An 18,615-nucleotide genomic window follows, 5' to 3' on the forward strand; every position below is an offset into this window, starting at 1 on the left:
CTAGCCGGCGACGGTCTCCGCTTCGGCGGCCGCCCGGCGCAGCCAGTCGATGTCGCGATCGATCGTCGCGGTCAGCACGTCGACCAGCGGCTGATCGTCCTCATTGGGGTGCATCATGCCGTGGTGCAGCATGCCTAACGACATGATAAGGATGACGTCGGCGAGCGCCGAGCGACGCTCCGCCAGCGCCTCGCCGGGGGCGAGCATCTCGAGCGCCGCCAGCATCAACTGGTGGACGTCGTACCGGGTGGCGTTGAAGATCGACGCGATCCGCGGATTGCGTGCCGACTCGGCGAGGATCTCGGCGAACAGCCGGGCATCGCCGCCGTCCTTGTCGGGCATGACGAGCGTGTGGATCCAGCTTCGTACCTGTGCGGCGTCGCCGGTCTGGATGGCGAGGCGCAGCGTTTCCGCGGCGAGGAACGACCGGCAGTCGGACTTGACGATCGCGGCGACGATATCCTCCTTGGCGGAGAAATCGCGATACAGCTGGCCGACCGCGACGCCCGATTCGCGGGCGATCTGGGCGATGCCGGTGGCGTGGAACCCGTTTTCGATGAACAGCTTGCGTGCGGCCTCGATCACGCGATAACGTCGCATTTCCGCATTGTTTCTTTGTGCACTGCAACAAATATTCGAGTCGATCATTCCATCCTCGTCGGCGAGCCTTGACGCCTGTTCATGACTGGTTGTAGCAGGGCGTGAGTGATCGTTCACTCACATTCTTATCAGCGGACAATTTGCATGGCGAATATGCGACACGGGGTGGCGGTGCTTGCGTTGGCACTGGCTCTGGCGGCGTGCGGCGGCGGCAACCAGCAACAGCAACAGCAGGCCCCGCAAGGCCCGCCGCAGGTCGGGTACCTCGTGGTACGTGAACAGCCGGTGACGCTGACCACGGAACTGCCGGGCCGCACCACGGCCTATGAGACGTCGGACGTGCGGCCGCAGGTCAACGGCCTGATCCGCAAGCGCCTGTTCACCGAGGGCGACATGGTCCGCGCCGGGCAGCCGCTCTACAGCATCGACTCGGCACCGTACGAGGCGCAGGTCGCCAGCGCGCGTGCCGCCCTGGCGCGTGCGCGGGCGAACATCGCCTCCACCGCCGCGCTCGCGCGCCGCTACGGCGAACTGGTCAAGATCAACGCGATCGCCCGCCAGGAATTCGAGAATGCGCAGACCAGCGCGCAGCAGGCGCAGGCCGATGTCGCCGCGCAGCAGGCCGCGTTGCGCACTGCGCAGATCGATCTCGCTCGGACCACGATCCGCGCGCCGATCTCCGGCCGTATCGGCCGCTCGGTGTTCACCACCGGCGCGCTGGTCTCCGCCTCGCAGACCGATGCGCTGGCGACGATCCAGCGTCTCGACCCGATCTACGTCGACATCCAGCAGTCGAGCGCCGGCCTGCTCAAGCTGCGCCAGCAGATAATGAGCGGCCAGCTGACCCGCGACGGCAACGCCCGCGTCAAGCTGACGTTGGAGGACGGCACGCCCTACGGTCCGCAGGGCACGCTGCGCTTCGCCGACGTCACCGTCGATCCGACCACCGGGTCACAGACGATCCGCGCGCTCTTCCCCAATCCCAACGGTCTGCTTCTGCCGGGCATGTTCGTCCGCGCCGCGCTGGTCGAGGGGACGCAGGCCAAGGCGTTGCTGGTGCCGCAGCGCGCGGTCAGCCGCGACGAGAAAGGGCAGGCGACGACGATGGTCATCGGCAACGATGGCAAGGTCCAGCCGCGCACGCTCCAGACCAGCCGCACGATCGGCGACAATTGGCTCGTCACCGGCGGCATCAAGCCGGGCGACAAGGTCATCGTCGAAGGCGGCATGATGCTGCGTCCCGGCATGCCCGTCCAGGGCAAGCCCTGGGACCCCAATGCCAAACCGGCCGCCGCACCCCAGGGTGCCGGCGCGCCCGCAGCTCAGGCGAAGTAACCCCTCATGGCCCGCTATTTCATCGACCGGCCGATCTTCGCCTGGGTGATCGCGATCATCCTGATGCTCGCCGGCGTCCTCGCGATCCGCTCGCTGCCGATCGCGCAGTTCCCGGCGATCGCGCCATCCGCGGTGTCGATCACCGCCACTTATCCCGGCGCCGACGCGACCACGCTCGAAAACACGACGACGCAGATCATCGAGCAGCAGATGAAGGGGATCGACAACCTTCGCTACTTCTCGTCCTCGTCGTCCTCGGCCGGCACCGTCACCGTCACGCTGACCTTCGAACAGGGCACCGACCCCGACGTCGCGCAGGTGCAGGTCCAGAACAAGCTGCAGGCGGCAACGCCGCTGTTGCCGCAGGAGGTGCAGCGCCAGGGTCTGGTTGTCGCCAAGGCGACGCAGAACTTCCTGATGTTCGTCGGCCTCTATTCGGCGGACGGCAGCCATAGCGACGTCGATCTGTCGGACTATGTCGCGTCCAAATTGCAGGACCCGCTCGCCCGCGTGAACGGCGTCGGCGATACGCAGGTGTTCGGATCGCAATATGCGATGCGGATCTGGGTCGATCCGATCAAGCTCAACAATTACGCGCTGACGATGACCGACGTCACGTCGGCGATCACCGCGCAGAATGCGCAGGTCTCCGCCGGCCAGATCGGCGCGCAGCCCGCGCCCAAGGAACAGATGCTCAACGCCACCGTCTCGGTGGAATCGCGCCTGACCTCGCCCGAACAGTTTGCGGCGATCCGGCTGAAGAGCAACACCGACGGGTCTGTGGTGCGGCTGGCGGATGTCGCGCGGGTCGCGATCGGCGCGGAGAATTACGGCTTCTCGGCGCAGTGGAACGGCAAGCCCGCCTCGGGCATCGGCATCAAGCTGGCGCCGGGCGCCAACGCGCTCGACACGGTCGAGGCGGTGAAGACGCGCGTCAACGCCATCGCCAAGCAGTTCCCGCCCGACGTCAAGGTCATCTACCCCTATGATACGTCGCCGTTCGTGCGGCTGTCGGTGGAGCAGGTCGTTCACACGCTGATCGAGGCGGTGATCCTCGTCTTCCTCGTGATGTTCCTGTTCCTCCAGAACTTCCGCGCGACGCTGATCCCGACGATCGCGGTGCCGGTGGTGCTGCTCGGTACCTTCGCCATCCTCGGCGTCGCCGGCTTCTCGATCAACACGCTGACCCTGTTCGGCATGGTGCTCGCCATCGGCCTGCTCGTCGACGACGCGATCGTCGTCGTCGAGAACGTCGAGCGCCTGATCCAGACCGAGGGGCTGAGCCCCAAGGAGGCGGCGCGCAAGTCGATGGACGAGATCACCGGCGCGCTGATCGGCATCGCGCTGGTGCTGTCGGCGGTGTTCCTGCCGATGGCGTTCTTCGGCGGTTCGACCGGCGTCATCTATCGCCAGTTCTCGATCACGATCGTCTCGGCGATGGTGCTGTCGGTGACGGTCGCGCTGATCCTCACCCCGGCGCTCTGCGCGACGATCCTCAAGCCGCACGATCCCGGCAAGGCAGAAGGCAACGGGCCGCTCGCCCGCTTCTTCCGCTGGTTCAACGACAAGTTCGAGCGCGGCCAGAACCGCTACGAGAAGGGCGTGCGCAGCACCGCGCGCAGCTGGAAGCGGTCGATGCTCGTCTACCTGCTGATCGTGATCGGCATGGCGGTGATGTTCGTCCGCCTGCCCACCGGCTTCCTGCCCGAAGAGGACCAGGGGATCATGATCGCGCTGGTGCAGGGGCCTCCGGGCGCCACGACCGCGCGCACCCAGAAGGGCCTCGACGCGATCAAGGACCATTTCCTCAAGAACGAGGGCAAGAATGTCCAGGGCGTCTACACGATCAACGGCTTCAGCTTCGCTGGCCAGGGCCAGAACAGCGGCATCGCGTTCATCCCGTTGCAGGAATGGTCGCATCGCGAAGGCGGCGCCAACAAGGCGCAGGCGATCGCCGGTCGTGCGATGGGGGCGCTGTCGCAGTTCAAGGACGCGCTGATCTTCGCGGTGATCCCGCCGGCAGTGCAGGAACTGGGCAATGCCAGCGGCTTCGACCTGCAATTGGTCGACGAGGCCGGCATCGGTCACGAAAAGCTGCTCGCGGCGCGCAACATGCTGCTCGGCATGGCGTCGCAGGACAAGTCGCTGGTCGGCGTGCGCCCCAACGCGCTCGACGACGCGCCGCAGCTCAAGATCGAGGTCGATCAGGATAAGGCGCGTGCCCTCGGGCTCGACCTGACCGCGGTCAACACCACGATCTCGACCGCCTGGGGTGGTGCCTATGTCAACGACTTCATCGATCGTGGCCGCGTCAAGCGCGTCTACATCCAGGCGGACACGGCCTATCGTCTGAAGCCCGAGGATCTCGGCAACTTCTACGTACGCAGTGCGACGGGCACGATGGCGCCGTTCACGGCCTTCTCGACGATCGCCTGGGCGCAGGCCCCGGCGCAGCTGACCCGCTATAACGGGCTGCCGTCGATGGAAATCCTCGGCCAGCCGGCACCGGGCGTGTCGTCGGGCGCGGCGATGAAGGCGATCGAGGCGATGCATGCCAAGCTGCCGCCGGGCACCGGGCTCGAATGGACGGGCCTCAGTTACGAGGAGCGGCTGTCGGGTGGCCAGGCACCGGCGCTGTACGGCCTGTCGCTGCTGATCGTGTTCCTCTGCCTTGCCGCGCTGTACGAAAGCTGGTCGGTGCCGATCTCGGTCATGCTGGTGGTGCCGCTGGGGATCATCGGCGCGCTGCTCGCGGCGACGCTGACCGGGCTCAACAGCGACATCTATCTGCAGGTGGGCCTGATCACGACGATCGGCGTCTCGGCGAAGAATGCGATCCTGATCGTCGAATTCGCGGAGGAGCGGATCAACGAGGGGATGAAACCCTTCGATGCCGCGGTGGAGGCGGCCAAATTGCGCCTCCGCCCGATCCTGATGACGTCGCTGGCGTTCATCTTCGGCGTGCTGCCGCTGGCGATCTCGACCGGCGCCGGCGCGGGCGGGCAGAATGCAATCGGCCGCGCGGTGGTCGGCGGCATGCTGTCGGCGACGATCCTGGCGATCTTCTTCGTGCCGATGTTCTTCATCGTCGTGCTCCGCCTGTTCGGGCACGGCGAGGACGGCAAGCGCGGTGACAAGGGCGCGGGCCATGACGATCGCGGCGATGACGACCGGCCGCATGATGACGGCGCACACGGGCCGACGCCCGCGCCGCAGGGAGCCTGAGTGGTGATGACGAGCAAGATCCTCCTCGGCCTGTTGGGCGCGACCGCGCTCGCCGGCTGTAACCTGGCGCCGCATTACGTGCGGCCGGTGGGCGAAGTGCCGGCGGCGCTGCCGCAGGGCGGCGTCTATCCGACCGCGGCGACCGACGCGCCCGACGTTACCAAGATCGGCTGGCGCGACTTCTTCACCGACGAGCGCCTGCGCAACACGATCGAACTGGGGCTGGAGAACAACCGCGACCTGCGCGTCGCGGCGGCCAACGTGCTCCAGGCGCGCGCGCAATATCGCATCCAGCGTGCCGATCTGGTGCCGTCGACCAGCCTGTCCGCGTCGGGTACCTACACCAACAACATCCAGGGCGCGGCGAGCACCCTGGGTGGCGCGGCGGGCGGCGCCGGCGGTGCGGGCACGGGCGCGGGGACCGGCAGCGGTGTCGGCACGGGCACGGGAACGGGCGTGGGCACCGGCACCGGATCGAACGCGGGCGGTGGCACCGCCGGGACGATCGGGTCGGGATCGTCGAACTTCGAATTCTATTCGGTCAATGCCGGCTTCTCGGCGTTCGAGCTCGATCTGTTCGGCCGGGTGCGTAACCTCAACCGCGCCGCGCTCGAACAATATTTCGCGACCGAGGAAGCGCAGCGTGCGACGCGGATCAGCCTGATCGCCGAGATCGCCACCGCCTGGCTGACGCTGGCGTCGGACCAGGACCAGCTTGCCATCTCGCAGCGCTCGCTCGCCTCGTTCGAGCAGTCGCTCGAACTGACCCGCGCGCAGTTCCGCATCGGTGTCGCCTCCGAACTGGAAGCCCGTCAGGCCGAGACGACCTATCAGGGCGCGCGCAACGACATCGCCGTGCTCAAGACGCGGGTGGCGCAGGACAAGAACGCGCTCGACCTGCTGGTCGGCGCCCCCGTCACCGGACCGTTGCTGCCGCAGGGCCTCGGCAACGGCGACGCCGCCTTGCAGGTGCTGCCGGCGGGGATCACCTCGGACGTGCTGCTGCGCCGTCCCGACGTGTTGCAGGCCGAGCATCAGCTGATCGCGCAGAACGCCAATATCGGCGCGGCGCGGGCGGCGCTGTTCCCGCGCATCTCCCTGACCGCGACGCTGGGCACGATCAGCACCGCGCTCAGCGGCCTGTTCGCCGGTGGCAGCTTTACCTACACCGGGGCGCCCTCGGTATCGCTGCCGCTGTTCGACGGCGGTCGCCTGCGCGGCAACGTCGATCTTGCCCGGGCGCAGCAGCAATCGGCGGTGTCGACCTACGAGAAGACGGTGCAGACCGCCTTCCGCGAGGTCGCCGATGCGCTGGCGCAGCGCGGGACGATCGACGAACAGGTCGCCGCGCAGACCGCCCGCGTCGAGGCGGCGAATGTCGCGCTGCGGATTTCGGACGCGCGCTATCGTGCGGGCGTGGAGTCGTTCCTGACGACGCTCGATTCGCAGCGCACCGCTTATGCCGCGCAGCAGCAGCTGGTGACGACGCGGCTCGGCCGGGGCAGCAATCTGGTGGAATTGTACCGGTCGCTGGGCGGCGGACTGGACGTCGACGATCCGCAGGTGCGTCCGGTCGCCGCAAGCAAATGAGCGTGGCGTCCCGGCGATGGGTTGCCGGGACGCTGGTGTGCGAATGCGACGATAGGGATGTCTGGCGAGGGGCGGAGGCGCGCGGAGGGCTCACGGCGCGGGGAGAGCCGAGTGCGGCAGCGTTAGCACGCGCTCTGCACGGACGCCTTGGCAGCGCCGTTGATCGTTGCCCGCCACGACGACAGCCTGCCATCGCGCAGCAGAAATCCTGCCGGGCGATCAACGGGGTGCGACCACGACCAGCGAAGCCCCGCTCCCTGCAAAGGAGGAACTGTCGCATACCCTGAGGTGGTAAGCCTCTATCGCGATCCTCAACCGATTCGTCACCCCGGACTTGTTCCGGGGTCCACCGCGCCGCAGGAGAACGGTGTGGTCTCAAGCCGTTCCCTCGCCGCGAAGTGCACCCCGTAAATCGTCCGGGTGACGGGCTGAGTCGGGTAGTGCACGACCAACACAAACGGCCATACGCAATTACCCACCGGCAGGCGGCGGTTCTCCGATGAAGCGCCGTGAAGCTCAAAACCCACACCGGCCTCGGGCACCGGCGACGCAGCAACCGTTCCTGCTGTTCCACCTCGACCCGAACCACGCCGGCTTCGGATCGAGCCCGCACGCGTCGCTGTCCAAGCCGATCATCGAAGGTGCGCGAACGCGGACGCAAAAGGAGCCTCCGGCTTCCCTTTAACCGCCCACCCAAGCCTAAGCAGAGCAGCACCGCAGTCATCGTGACTGGTTAGCCGCCGCTCCGGTCTGAGCAGATCGAAAGGAAATCTCGATCCACGCTCATCGCGAAGCATAAGTCGGGAGGCGCACAGGCGCAGGGAGCGCTGCCGCGTCGCGCTGGCGGCCGACAGATTGTCCACCGAGGCCGTGAGACGATCCGGACAGGTTCTAAGGGCTACCCGCAACCGTCCGGGGCTGGGCGGCCCCATATGGCCGTGCACGTGCGGCCATCGCCCTCCCAGCATATTCCTCAACCCGAGGCTTTGACGGGAGGCACAATCGCGGCGAGGAGCAAGGCTTGCTTCGACACCGTTCTCTTGCGGCCCGGTAGACCCCAGAACACGTCCGGGGTGACCCATGTGCCAAGGAACCGATCGAGCCTCATCAATGGACCCGCGTAAGTTCGCGGTGACGGGTCTCCCGGGTAAACGTATCGAGCCCCGTCGCCGCGCCGTCATATGCTATGGCCCTGCCTCTGCGGAGAGGTGCGGTTGACGTGTCCAGCCCGCGGCGCGGCGCTTGTCGATAAAGGTGGAATCCAACACCGGTATCCAAGCCGCCAAGCCTCAGATCGGCCGGCTCCCCGCATCTCGCAAATCCCCGCCGTCCTCCGCCGCCGCGGAACGCAGTTGCGGCAACGGCGACCCGCCAACCTCAAGGCAATCGCAACGGCCATTCGACGTGACGTCCTACGCAGGGGCGAGCCCTCAGACGCCCCTCAAGACGTGTGCGATCAAAACGTGGCCCCCGCACGCGACCTCAACTCACGCCGTTCCATGCGGTCGCCTCGCGGCGAGCGATCGACATGGCCGAGCAGCACCCGGCCTCGCTACCACCCGCACTGCGACCCGCGGCCCGGCCCCGGAACGCTTACGCCGCGCACGCCTCCGCCACCCGGATCGGCGCGAGGTTGTCGAGGAACTGGCGGGCGCTCGCCTCCCAGGTGAAGCGCGAGGCATAAGCGACGCAGGCGCCGCGGTCGCGGGTCAGCGCCGCGACGATCGCCGTCTCCAGATCGCCGTCGATCGCACCCCCGCTGGCGTCGAGGACATCCACCGGCCCCGGTGCCGGCAGCGCCGCGACCGGGGTGCCGCAGGCGAGCGCCTCGATCATCACCAGCCCGAACGTGTCGGTGCGGCTGGGGAAGACCAGCACATCGGCGCTGCGATAGGCGGCGGCGAGCGCCTCGCCGAAGCGCGGCCCGAGGAAATGCGCCGCCGGATAGCGAGTGGCGAGCGCGGCCCGCGCCGGACCGTCCCCGACCACCACCTTGGTGCCCGGCACCTGCGTCTCGAGGAACGCCTCGATATTCTTCTCGACCGCGACGCGGCCGACATACAGCTGGATCGGCCCCGGCAGCGCCGCGATCATCGGATCGGTCGCGCCCTCCGCCGAGAAGACGGCGAGGTCGACACCGCGCCCCCACCGGCGCAGCCGGGTGAGGCCGTGCGCGCGCAATGCGGCATCGACCGATGGCGTCGACGTCAGGATCGTATCGGCGGGCGCGTGAAACCAGCGGATGTAGCGCCAGATCCATTCCGCGCTGACCCCGGTCCGTGCCGCGACATAATCCGGGAATTGCGTGTGATAGGCGGTGGTGAAGCGCAGGCCCTTGGCGAGGCACCAGCGCCGCGCCGCGACGCCGAGCGGCCCTTCGGTGGCGATATGGATCGCGTCGGCATCGAAGGTGCGGATCAGCCGGCCGATGCTGCGTCCGCCGGTCAGCGCGAGGCGGATTTCTGGATAGCTGGGGCAGGGGAGGCTGGCGAACCGGTCGGGCGAGACGACGAGCAGTTCATGCCCCTGCGCCTCCACCTCGCGCTTCATCGCGGTGAGGGTGCGGACGACGCCATTGACTTGTGGTTGCCAGGCGTCGGTGACCAGCGCGACCCGCATCAGGCGGCGATCGTCCCGGCGCGCTGCGCGGCGCGGTCCGCCGCGACCCGCGCCGCGATCTCGTCGCCCCACAGGAGCAATTCCATCCGGCCGTCGAAATGCTCGACCAGTGCGGTGCACCCCTCGACCCAGTCGCCGTCGTTGTAATAGGCGACATCGCCGATCTGACGGATTTCGGCGGTGTGGATATGGCCGCAGACGACACCATCGACGCCGCGCGACCCCGCCGCATGCGCCACCACCTCCTCGAAACGCGAGATGAACGCGACGGCATTCTTGACCTTGGCCTTGGCATGTTTCGACAGCGACCAATAGGGCATGCCGAACCGCCGCCGCGCCTCGTTGACCCAGCGGTTGAGGACCATCAGCGCGGTATAGGCGCTGTCGCCGACCAGCGAGAGCCAGCGGTGGGCAAGGGTGATCGCGTCGAATTCGTCGCCGTGCAGCACCAGCAGGCGGCGGCCATCGGCGGTGGTGTGGATCGCCTTGCGGCGAATCTTGACGCCGCCGAAGTCCATGCCGGCGAACTGGCGGAAGACCTCGTCATGGTTGCCGGGGATATAGGTGACGCGGGTGCCGCGCTTGGCGCGCTTCATCAGCCGCCAGACCACGTCGTTATGCGCCGCCGGCCAGTAGAATTTCTTCTTGAGCCGCCAGCCGTCGATCATGTCGCCGACCAGATAGAGCTGCTCGCTGTCGACATGGTCGAGGAAGTCGATCAGCATGTCGGCATTGCAGCCGCGCGTGCCGAGATGGACGTCGGAAATCCAGATCGTGCGGAAGCGCCGCCGGGTAATGTCCGCGCGCTCGGCGACGACCGGCCGCTGCGGCAGAAAGGCAAGAACGTCGGCGCTGCTTACGTCTTTGGTGGTCATGATCGGCCCCCGGGGGCCCCGCTGCCCCGACACCGTCATGCCAGATGGATGTGACGCTGCGATCACGGCAGCGTGACGATCATGTTGCGATCGGAACGGACCCAAGCGCGCCGGCGACACCGCAGAACAAATCAACGGACGGGCGGGCGGCAGCCCCTGCCGCGCCCGTCGGGCGATTATGCCAGCGGGTTCAGGCCGCCATCGTCGTGCGCAGCACGGTGAGCAGGCCCCAATAGAGGCCGCCCGCGAGCAGCATCGCCGCCGGCAGCGTCATCACCCAGGCCAGCGCCATGTTGCGGATCGTCCGCCATTGCAGCCCGGCGCCATTGGCCACCGAGGCGCCGGCGACGCCCGAGGACAGGATATGCGTGGTCGACACCGGCATGCCGCCGAACTTGTCGGCGAGCAGGATGGTCGCCGCGGTCACCAGCTCCGCCGACATGCCCATGCCATAGGTCAGGTGCGTCTTGCCGATGCGCTCGCCCACGGTGACGACGATCCGCCGCCAGCCGACCATCGTGCCGAGCCCCAGCGCGATCGCGACGGTCACCTTGACCCAGAAGGGGATGAAGCGCGTGCCCTTCTCCAGCGCGCCGCTGTAGCTTTTGATGCCTTCGATATCCTGCGCGGTGAAGCGGCTCTGCGCGCCTTCGTCGGTGATCACCATCTTGCTCGCGTCGAGCACGAGATACATGTCGCCGCGCAGGTTCGGCGTCGCCGCCGCGGGCACCTTGTCGAGCGAGCCATAGCTTGCCAGCCGGTCGCCGACGTCGCGCGACAGCGACGACAGCGCGCCGTAGACCGCGGGCGTATCGACATGGCGGGTGGCGAGACCCTGCGTCACGGTCGCGCGGGCGGCGTCGATCGAGCGCGGCTCCGGTCCCGGCTGGCGCGCGAAGATCGCTTCGGCGGAGCGGGCCTGTGCGACGAAGGCCGGCATCGCGCTCTGCGGCACGGTGCGGTTGAGTGCATAAGCGGTGGGCGCGCAGCCGATCAGGATCAGCATGATGAGCCCCATGCCCTTCTGACCGTCGTTGCTGCCATGCGCGAAGCTGACCGCGGTGCAGGTGAGGATCAGCGTGGCGCGGATGCCGCGCGGCGGCGGCGCATCGGTCTGCGGGGCGGTGTAGAGCTTCGGGTCGCGCAGGAAGCGCTTCATCACCAGCAGCAGGATGAGCGCCCCGCCGAAACCGACCAGCGGGCTGAACAACAGGCCGCTCAGCACCTTTTCCGCCTGGCTCCAGTCGACGCCCGAGGTGCCGTTGAGCCCGCGCGACATCAGCTGATTGGCCAGGCCGACGCCGAGGATCGAGCCGATCAGCGCATGGCTCGACGAATTGGGCAGGCCGACATACCAGGTGGCGAGGTTCCACAGCACCGCGGCGAGCAGCAGCGCGAAGATCATCGCGAACCCGCCGACCGAGCCGATGTGGAGGATCAGTTCGATCGGCAGCAGCGTGACGATCGAATAGGCGACGGCCCCGGACGACAGCAACACGCCGAGGAAGTTGAAGAACCCCGACCAGACGACGGCGAGATGGGCCGGCATCGAATGGGTGTAGATGACGGTCGCGACCGCATTGGCGGTGTCGTGGAAGCCGTTGACAAATTCGAAGCCGAGCGCGATCAGCAGCGCCAGCGCGAGGAACAGGAAGACGCCGGTGGCCAGCGTCTCCCCAACTTCCGCGGTGTCCGAGATGACGCTGGCGCCGGCATACCCCAGCGCGCCGACCAGCACGGCAAGGAAGATCCAGCGCCCGGCTGGATGCAGATGCGCGTCGAGACGCGGACCGTGCGTGGAAGTCGATGCGGACGCGGCAGAAACCGTGGTAGCCATGCTGGCGCGGTGCACTGGAGATGTGACGGGTTCGTGACAATTAGGGACGCGAAGTCACCCCATCGGCGCGGTCGAGCGGCCGGTGAAACGAGCCGGCGCGCGCCGCCGCCGCCCGCGCGCGGCATTACTCGATGATATGACAATGGAAAGCGTGTGACAGCCCGGCGCGGCTCGCTCGCGATACGGTCAGACGCCGTCTGGAAAAATTTGACGCGCGCCGGCGTGGCCGCGGGCGAAGTCACGGCAGGCGGGCGATGTCAGCCGCTCATCCCGCCTGCGGCGTGGCGAGCGTTGCGGCATTCTCGCGCTTTTCGGGTCGGATGTAGATCGACGACAGCGTCGGGACCGCCGCGCGCAACTGGTCTTCCATCTCCTCGATGATGGTCTCGCCGTCGCCCATCGTGATGCTGTCGATGAAGTCGGCGCTGACCGCGACGAAGATCGCATCGGGTGCGGTGTGGATGGTGCGGACGTGGTTGACGCTGCTGATCGCCGGATGCGCGGCGACGATGCCGCGGACCGTTTCCACCACGTGCGGATTGGCGCGCTCGCCGATCAGCAGCCCCTTCGCCTCGCGCGCCAGCAGCATCGCGACCAGCCCGAGGATCAGGCCGATCAGGATCGAGGCGACGCCATCGATGCGCGGATCGGCGAAGGCATGGCTCGCCCAGACGCCGACGCCCGCGATCACCAGCCCGGCGAGCGCGGCCGAATCCTCGAACAGCACGATGAACCCCGCCGGATCCTTGCTCTGGCGGATCGAGCGCCACCAGCCGCTGTCGCCCTTCGCCTTGGCGAATTCGCGCATCGCGATGAACCAGGACGATCCCTCCAGCGCAAAGGCGATCGCGAGCACGATGTAGTTGACCAGCGGATCGCGCAGCGGCTCGGGCTCGAGGATGTGCAGATAGCCTTCGTAGACCGACACGCCGGCGCCGACCGCGAAGATCAGGATGGCGACGACGAACGCCCAGAAATACAGTTCGCGGCCATAGCCGAACGGGTGGACCGCATCCGGCTTCCGCTTGGCGCGATGCTGCCCGTACAGGAGCAGGATCTGGTTGCCGCTGTCGACGCAGCTATGCACGCCTTCGGTCAGCATCGACGACGAGCCGGTGATCCCGGCCGCGACGAACTTGGCGACGCCGATCCCCAGATTGGCGGCGAGCGCGCCGTACAGAACGATATTCTCGCGTATCCGCGCGGTCAGCCCCTGAGTCATGCCGTCTCCCTGTCGGCCCATGCCGCAGGGGAGGGTACGCGCGAACCGGCGATGTGGCTCCCGTGACAAGCGTGACCGCCAGAACGGGAATGGCCGCCGGTGTACGAAACACCGGCGGCCACCTTTCCTCCCCAGGAAACTCTCGACAATTCCAGTAGCTTCAGTCGTCCGGCGGGGGCAGGCGCGGCGCGGCCGATGCAGGGTCATCTTGTCCACCGGACGGACAGGGCGTTGTGTATAGCTGTAAGGAATTGACAAGTTGGCCGCCGTACCCGATCCTCGATCGGGTGGAGGAGCGATGATGGCGGAGCGTAAATTGTTTGCCGGCCATGCGGTGCGCCGGCTCCGCCGGCAGGCGGGGCTGACGCAGGCGGCGATGGCCGAGGCGCTCGCCATTTCATCCAGCTATCTCAACCTCGTCGAGCGGAATCAACGGCCCTTGTCGGCGACGTTGCTGGTCAAGCTGGCCGAATCCTACGACTTCGATCCGCGCGCGCTGACCGCCGGCGAGCCGGGCGGCGGTGAGGCGGCGATGCGGCGGCGGCTGGCAGACCCGATGTTCGCCGACCTGGAGATCGACCGCAACGAGGTCGGCGAATGGCTTGCCGGTGCGCCCGGCGGGGCGGAGGCATTCGCGCGCGCCTACGACCGACTCGGTGCCGGCGGCGGCAGCGGCGTGTCCGGCGGCGTCGATCCGGTCGCCGAGGTGCGTCGCGCGATCGAGCGCTGGCGCGGCCATTTCGCCGACCTCGACAGCCTTGCCGAGGCGCTGGCCGACGAGCTGCGGCTGGGAGCGGGCGATCTGTACGGCGCGATCGCCGAACGGCTGCGCGTCAAGCATCAGCTCACCATCCGTATCCTGCCGATGGACGTCATGCCCGACCTGTTGCGCCGCCTCGATCTCCACGCGCGCCAGTTGCAGCTCAGCGAGGTGCTCGACTCGGCGTCGCGGACCTTCGCCGCCGCCTATCAGCTCGCGCAGATCGAGGCGCGGGCGGAGATCGATGCGCTGGCCAAGGGCGCCGATTTCGCCGACCGTTCGGCGGAGCGGCTGTTCCGCCGCCACCTCGCCAGCTATTTCGCGGCGGCGGTGATGATGCCCTACGCGCGCTTCCTGCGGGCGTGCGAATCGACCGGCTATGATCTCGAACTGCTCCAGCGCCGGTTCGGGGCGGGGTTCGAGCAGGTCGCGCACCGGCTGACCACCTTGCACCGCGTCGGCGCGCGCGGTCTGCCGTTCTTCCTGATCCGCATCGATCGCGCCGGCCAGTGTTCCAAGCGCTTTTCCGGGGCGAGCGCCTCGCCGCTCGCCGAGGCGGAGGGGCGGTGCCCGTTGTGGCGGCTCCATCATGCCTTCGACCGGCCGGGCAGCCTTGCGGTGCAACTGGTCGAGCTGGAGGACGGCGCGCGCTGGCTGACGATCGCGCGCACCGTCACGCCGCAGCGCCGCCGCTATGGCGGGGTGCTGGCGGAGTTCGCCGTGGGGATCGGCGTCGCGGCCGAACTCGGCGGCGCGCTGGCGGTGGCGCGTGGCGTCGATCTCAAGGGCGACGCCACGCCGATCGGTCTCGGCTGCCGCGCCTGCCATCGCACCGATTGCCCGCAGCGGTCGGCGCCGCCGGCAGGACGGGCACTGCTGATCAACGAGCGGGATCGTGGCGTGTCGGGCTTCACCTTCGCCGGCGACTGATGAAAACATCCGTACAATAGGACAGCATTTTCCCTGCCGATGTGACACGGCGACGCAAAAATGACCGCAGGATCGGCGGATTGCCGTGTCACTTTCAGTACACATGCTTGCATCACGCCCAAGCGAGGATGCGCCTATGACCTACCAGCAGCAGATCGGTACCGCGGACCAACTCATCGGCGCGCGAGCGACGTGGGACGGCATCCAGGCCGAAGCGGTCGCGCGGATGCGCCTTCAGAACCGCTTCCGCACCGGGCTCGACATCGCCCGCTACACCGCGGCGATCATGCGCCGCGACATGGCCGCCTACGGTGCCAACCCGGCCGCCTACACCCAGTCGCTCGGTTGCTGGCACGGCTTCATCGGCCAGCAGACGGTGATCAGCATCAAGAAGCATTTCGGCACCACCGACCGTCGCTATCTCTATCTGTCGGGCTGGATGGTCGCCGCGTTGCGCAGCGGGTTCGGGCCCTTGCCCGACCAGTCGATGCACGAGAAGACCAGCGTGCCGGCGCTGATCGAGGAACTCTACACCTTCCTTCGCCAGGCCGATGCGCGCGAACTCAGCCAGTTGTTCCGCGATCTCGATCGCGCCCGCGCCGCCGGCAATGCCGTCGACGCGCAGCGGCTGACGCAGGCGATCGACGGCTATCAGACGCATGTCGTGCCGATCATCGCCGATATCGACGCCGGCTTCGGCAATGCCGAGGCGACCTATCTGCTCGCCAAGAAGATGATCGAGGCGGGGGCCTGCGCGCTCCAGATCGAGAATCAGGTCAGCGACGAGAAGCAATGCGGCCATCAGGACGGCAAGGTCACCGTGCCGCACGAGGACTTCCTCGCGAAGATCCGCGCCTGCCGGTACGCCTTCCTCGAACTGGGCGTCGACGACGGGATCATCGTGGCGCGGACCGATTCGCTCGGTGCCGGGCTGACCAAGCAGATCGCCTATTCGACCGCGCCGGGCGATCTCGGCGATCAGTATAACGGCTTCCTCGACTGCGAGGCGATCGACGTCGGCGATGTCGGCAACGGCGATGTCGTCATCAGCCGCGACGGCACGCTGCTGCGGCCGAAGCGGCTGCCGTCGAACCTGTTCCAGTTCCGTGAGGGCACGGGGGCGGACCGCTGCGTGCTCGACTGTATCACCGCGCTCCGCAACGGCGCCGACCTGCTGTGGATCGAGACCGAGAAGCCGCATATCGAGCAGATCGCGTCGATGGTCGATCGCATCCGCGCGGTCGTGCCCGACGCCAAGCTCGTCTACAACAACAGCCCGAGCTTCAACTGGACGCTCAACGTCCGCCAGCAGGTGTATGACGGCTGGGCGGAGGCGGGACGGGATATGGCCGGCTATGATCGTGCGCGGCTGATGTCGGTGGAGTACGACGCGACCGAACTGGGCGCCGAGGCGGACGAACGCATCCGTACTTTCCAGAAGGATGCGGCGGCGCGGGCGGGAATCTTCCACCATCTCATCACGCTGCCGACCTATCATACCGCGGCGCTGTCGACCGATACGCTGGCGCGGGCGTATTTCGGCGAAGCGGGGATGCTCGGCTATGTCGAGGGCGTGCAGCGCCGCGAAATCCGCGAAGGCATCGCCTGCGTTAAGCACCAGACCATGTCCGGCTCCGACATCGGCGACGATCATAAGGAGTATTTTGCGGGGGAGGCCGCGCTCAAGGCGGGCGGGGCGCACAATACGATGAACCAGTTCGCGGCGTGACGACCGGGGGGCGGGATCGAGTTGCCCGCCCCTGCTCCCGTCACCCCGGACTTGTTCCGGGGGCTACCCTGCGGCGGGGAGAGCGGCTCACGCTTTCGGGGGCGATCTGCATAGAGGAGAAGCATCGGTTCACGCGAAGACGCGAAGACGCGAAGGTGTTGCGCCGGCCGCAGTTGCGACCCGCTATATCAGGCTTTTGTAACCGGGCCCCGCTTATCCCAAGCGCGACACCTTCGCGCCTTCGCGCGAGCAAGCCCTTTCAGAAAAGGCGTCGCGAAGCATCAGGTTGCGATCCACGCCGACCATTCCCCCGGGCGCAGAGTGGACCCTGGAACACGTCCGGAGTGATGGGTAGGGCGGGGTGACCGCCGCCTGCATCACGCGCCTGCGTTGGTCAGGCGTTCAAGCTGGTCCTTGCTCAATTCGAGTTCCATCGCCGGCAGCAACTCCTCGAGCTGCGCCACCTTCGTCGCGCTCGCGATCGGGGCGGTGACGCCGGGCTGCGCCATCAGCCAGGCGAGCGCGATCTGGGCGTGGCTGGCGCCGGTCTCCTCGGCGACGCCGTCCATCGCGGCGAGCACGTCGGCGCCCTTGCCCTCGAGCAGTTCGGTCATCCGTCCACCGCGCACGCTTTGGCCGAGATCGGCCTTGCTGCGATACTTGCCGGTGAGGAAGCCGGAGGCGAGGCCGTAATAGGGCAGCACGCCGATGTTCTCGGTGACGCAATAATCCTGCAACTCGCCTTCGAACTTGTGGCGGCTCACCAGATTATATTCTGGCTGGAGGACGTGATAGCGCGGCAGGCCGTGTGCGTTCGCCACGTCGATCGCCGACTTGAAGCGCGCCGCGTGGAAGTTGGACGCGCCGATCACGCGGACCTTGCCGGCGTCGATCAATTTGCCGAACGCCTCCAGCACCGCGTCCTGCGGCACGCTGTCGTCGTCCTGGTGCGCGTAATACAGGTCGATCCGGTCGGTGCCGAGCCGCTTGAGCGACGCTTCCGCCGCCGCGGCGATGCGGGCGGGGGCGAGCTTTTCGCCGCCCTCGCCGGGGAGCATGCCGACCTTGGTCGCGATCAGCACCGCATCGCGCTTGCCGCTCGCCTTCAGCCATTCGCCGATCATCGTCTCGGATTCGCCGCCCTGATGGCCGTCGACCCAGGCGGAATAGACGTCGGCGGTGTCGATCATCGTGCCGCCGCCGGCCACGAACGCGTCGAGCACGGCGAAGCTCGCCGCGCGATCGGCGGTCCAGCCGAAGACGTTGCCGCCGAGCACGAGCGGGGCGATGCGGAGGTCGGTGGAGCCTAAGCGGCGCGTGTCGGTCATGGCTGGGCGTCCGTATCGTTCGAGGTGACGGCGTCGAGATCGATGCTGTTGGCGTCGAGCATCGCGGCGGCGTCGTTGAGCTGGGCGGCTTCGTCGGCGGTTACCGCGCCGGGATCGTCGCTGCCGCCGCGCGCGCAGGCGGCGAGCAGCGCGAGGGGAAGGGCGGCCGCAGCAAGCAGGCGCATCCCGCGGCCGTCCCCCGGGATCATCAGTTCTTCAGCGAACGGCCGGCCCGCTCCAGTGCGTTGCCGGTCGCGTTGGCGGCGCGGTCGGCGCCGTTGCTGATCGCATCGCCCGCACGGTCGAGGCTGTCGTCGGTCCGGTCGGCGGCATTGTCGAGGTGGTCGCCGGCATTGTCGATGTGGCGCTCGGCCGAGCCGAAGGCCTGATCGGTGGCGGCATCGACATCGCGGACCGCATTACGGGTCGTCGCCTCGGTGTCGGCGGCGATCGAGTTGGCGGCTTCCGCGGTCTCGTTCTGCGTGTTCTGGCTGCACGCGGCGAGGCCGATCGCGAGCGGCGCGGCGAGGATCAGCAGGCGCTTCATGATAATCTCCGAAAAGGT

General features: G+C 67.7%; 13 protein-coding genes. 5 read left to right on the top strand and 8 right to left on the bottom strand.

Going from position 1 to position 18,615, the window contains the following annotated elements; translation table 11 throughout:
- Nucleotides 1-600, bottom strand: a complete 600-nt coding sequence (locus HD841_RS05940) for a TetR/AcrR family transcriptional regulator (RefSeq protein WP_218845369.1) — start codon at nucleotides 598-600, stop codon at nucleotides 1-3.
- A 144-nt stretch (nucleotides 601-744) separates the two neighbouring features.
- On the opposite strand from HD841_RS05940, the gene HD841_RS05945 reads away from it, so the two are divergent.
- From HD841_RS05945 to HD841_RS05955, 3 genes are read left to right on the top strand one after another with little or no spacing between them, the layout of a single operon-like run.
- Nucleotides 745-1,935 carry an efflux RND transporter periplasmic adaptor subunit gene (locus tag HD841_RS05945; protein WP_179507888.1) on the top strand — a complete coding sequence of 397 codons (1,191 nt, stop codon included), beginning with the start codon at nucleotides 745-747 and terminating at the stop codon, nucleotides 1,933-1,935.
- Between the two features lie 6 nt (nucleotides 1,936-1,941).
- Nucleotides 1,942-5,160, top strand: coding sequence for an efflux RND transporter permease subunit (locus tag HD841_RS05950; RefSeq protein ID WP_179507889.1), 3,219 nt, complete (start codon nucleotides 1,942-1,944; stop codon nucleotides 5,158-5,160).
- A gap of 6 nt (nucleotides 5,161-5,166) precedes the next feature.
- Entirely contained in the window at nucleotides 5,167-6,750 is a 1,584-nt protein-coding gene (locus HD841_RS05955; protein ID WP_179507890.1) for an efflux transporter outer membrane subunit, read from the top strand.
- A gap of 1,593 nt (nucleotides 6,751-8,343) precedes the next feature.
- Here the strand turns inward: HD841_RS05955 and HD841_RS05960 are convergent.
- From HD841_RS05960 to HD841_RS05975, 4 genes are all read right to left on the bottom strand, one after another.
- A complete protein-coding gene (locus HD841_RS05960; RefSeq protein ID WP_179507891.1) occupies nucleotides 8,344-9,369 on the bottom strand; it encodes a glycosyltransferase family 4 protein in 1,026 nt (341 codons plus the stop codon).
- Nucleotides 9,369-10,244: a UDP-2,3-diacylglucosamine diphosphatase gene (locus tag HD841_RS05965; RefSeq protein ID WP_179507892.1), complete on the bottom strand. Its 876-nt coding sequence runs from the start codon at nucleotides 10,242-10,244 to the stop codon at nucleotides 9,369-9,371. Before HD841_RS05965 ends, HD841_RS05960 begins: the two co-directional genes overlap by 1 nt.
- Before the next feature lie 190 nt (nucleotides 10,245-10,434).
- Nucleotides 10,435-12,081 (bottom strand): inorganic phosphate transporter, encoded by a 1,647-nt coding sequence (locus tag HD841_RS05970; protein ID WP_179507893.1) that lies wholly within the window; start codon nucleotides 12,079-12,081, stop codon nucleotides 10,435-10,437.
- Nucleotides 12,082-12,346: 265 nt separating this feature from the next.
- On the bottom strand, nucleotides 12,347-13,303 hold the full coding sequence (locus HD841_RS05975) for a cation diffusion facilitator family transporter (protein ID WP_179507894.1): 957 nt from the start codon (nucleotides 13,301-13,303) through the stop codon (nucleotides 12,347-12,349).
- Nucleotides 13,304-13,604: 301 nt separating this feature from the next.
- Between HD841_RS05975 and HD841_RS05980 the strand changes: the two genes are divergently transcribed.
- Together HD841_RS05980 and HD841_RS05985 are read left to right on the top strand one after the other, a co-directional pair.
- Nucleotides 13,605-14,993, top strand: coding sequence for a helix-turn-helix domain-containing protein (locus tag HD841_RS05980; RefSeq protein WP_179508121.1), 1,389 nt, complete (start codon nucleotides 13,605-13,607; stop codon nucleotides 14,991-14,993).
- Between the two features lie 136 nt (nucleotides 14,994-15,129).
- On the top strand, nucleotides 15,130-16,722 hold the full coding sequence (locus HD841_RS05985; protein ID WP_179507895.1) for an isocitrate lyase: 1,593 nt from the start codon (nucleotides 15,130-15,132) through the stop codon (nucleotides 16,720-16,722).
- Nucleotides 16,723-17,099: 377 nt separating this feature from the next.
- On the opposite strand, the gene HD841_RS05990 is transcribed toward HD841_RS05985, so the two are convergent.
- The 3 genes from HD841_RS05990 to HD841_RS06000 are packed head-to-tail and all read right to left on the bottom strand — an operon-like array spanning nucleotide 17,100 to nucleotide 18,597.
- Complete coding sequence (locus HD841_RS05990) at nucleotides 17,100-18,050, bottom strand: aldo/keto reductase (protein WP_179507896.1); 951 nt, start codon at nucleotides 18,048-18,050, stop codon at nucleotides 17,100-17,102.
- A complete protein-coding gene (locus tag HD841_RS05995) occupies nucleotides 18,047-18,259 on the bottom strand; it encodes a hypothetical protein (RefSeq protein WP_257015257.1) in 213 nt (70 codons plus the stop codon). The genes HD841_RS05990 and HD841_RS05995 overlap by 4 nt, the downstream gene beginning before the upstream one ends.
- Nucleotides 18,259-18,597, bottom strand: a complete 339-nt coding sequence (locus HD841_RS06000) for a hypothetical protein (RefSeq protein WP_179507897.1) — start codon at nucleotides 18,595-18,597, stop codon at nucleotides 18,259-18,261. The genes HD841_RS05995 and HD841_RS06000 overlap by 1 nt, the downstream gene beginning before the upstream one ends.
- Nucleotides 18,598-18,615 lie beyond the last annotated feature (18 nt).

The organism is Sphingomonas melonis, assembly GCF_013409985.1.
GTDB classification, from domain to species: Bacteria; Pseudomonadota; Alphaproteobacteria; order Sphingomonadales; family Sphingomonadaceae; genus Sphingomonas; species Sphingomonas melonis_A.

Bases quoted from the DNA above. Each gene is read 5' to 3' on its own strand.
- HD841_RS05940 (WP_218845369.1), bottom strand. From the start codon at position 600: ATGCGACGTTATCGCGTGATCGAGGCCGCACGCAAGCTGTTCATCGAA.
- HD841_RS06000 (WP_179507897.1), bottom strand. From the start codon at position 18,597: ATGAAGCGCCTGCTGATCCTCGCCGCGCCGCTCGCGATCGGCCTCGCC.
- HD841_RS05990 (WP_179507896.1), bottom strand. From the start codon at position 18,050: ATGACCGACACGCGCCGCTTAGGCTCCACCGACCTCCGCATCGCCCCG.
- HD841_RS05975 (WP_179507894.1), bottom strand. From the start codon at position 13,303: ATGACTCAGGGGCTGACCGCGCGGATACGCGAGAATATCGTTCTGTAC.
- HD841_RS05945 (WP_179507888.1), top strand. From the start codon at position 745: ATGGCGAATATGCGACACGGGGTGGCGGTGCTTGCGTTGGCACTGGCT.
- HD841_RS05965 (WP_179507892.1), bottom strand. From the start codon at position 10,244: ATGACCACCAAAGACGTAAGCAGCGCCGACGTTCTTGCCTTTCTGCCG.
- HD841_RS05950 (WP_179507889.1), top strand. From the start codon at position 1,942: ATGGCCCGCTATTTCATCGACCGGCCGATCTTCGCCTGGGTGATCGCG.
- HD841_RS05960 (WP_179507891.1), bottom strand. From the start codon at position 9,369: ATGCGGGTCGCGCTGGTCACCGACGCCTGGCAACCACAAGTCAATGGC.
- HD841_RS05995 (WP_257015257.1), bottom strand. From the start codon at position 18,259: ATGATCCCGGGGGACGGCCGCGGGATGCGCCTGCTTGCTGCGGCCGCC.
- HD841_RS05955 (WP_179507890.1), top strand. From the start codon at position 5,167: ATGACGAGCAAGATCCTCCTCGGCCTGTTGGGCGCGACCGCGCTCGCC.
- HD841_RS05985 (WP_179507895.1), top strand. From the start codon at position 15,130: ATGACCTACCAGCAGCAGATCGGTACCGCGGACCAACTCATCGGCGCG.
- HD841_RS05980 (WP_179508121.1), top strand. From the start codon at position 13,605: ATGGCGGAGCGTAAATTGTTTGCCGGCCATGCGGTGCGCCGGCTCCGC.
- HD841_RS05970 (WP_179507893.1), bottom strand. From the start codon at position 12,081: ATGGCTACCACGGTTTCTGCCGCGTCCGCATCGACTTCCACGCACGGT.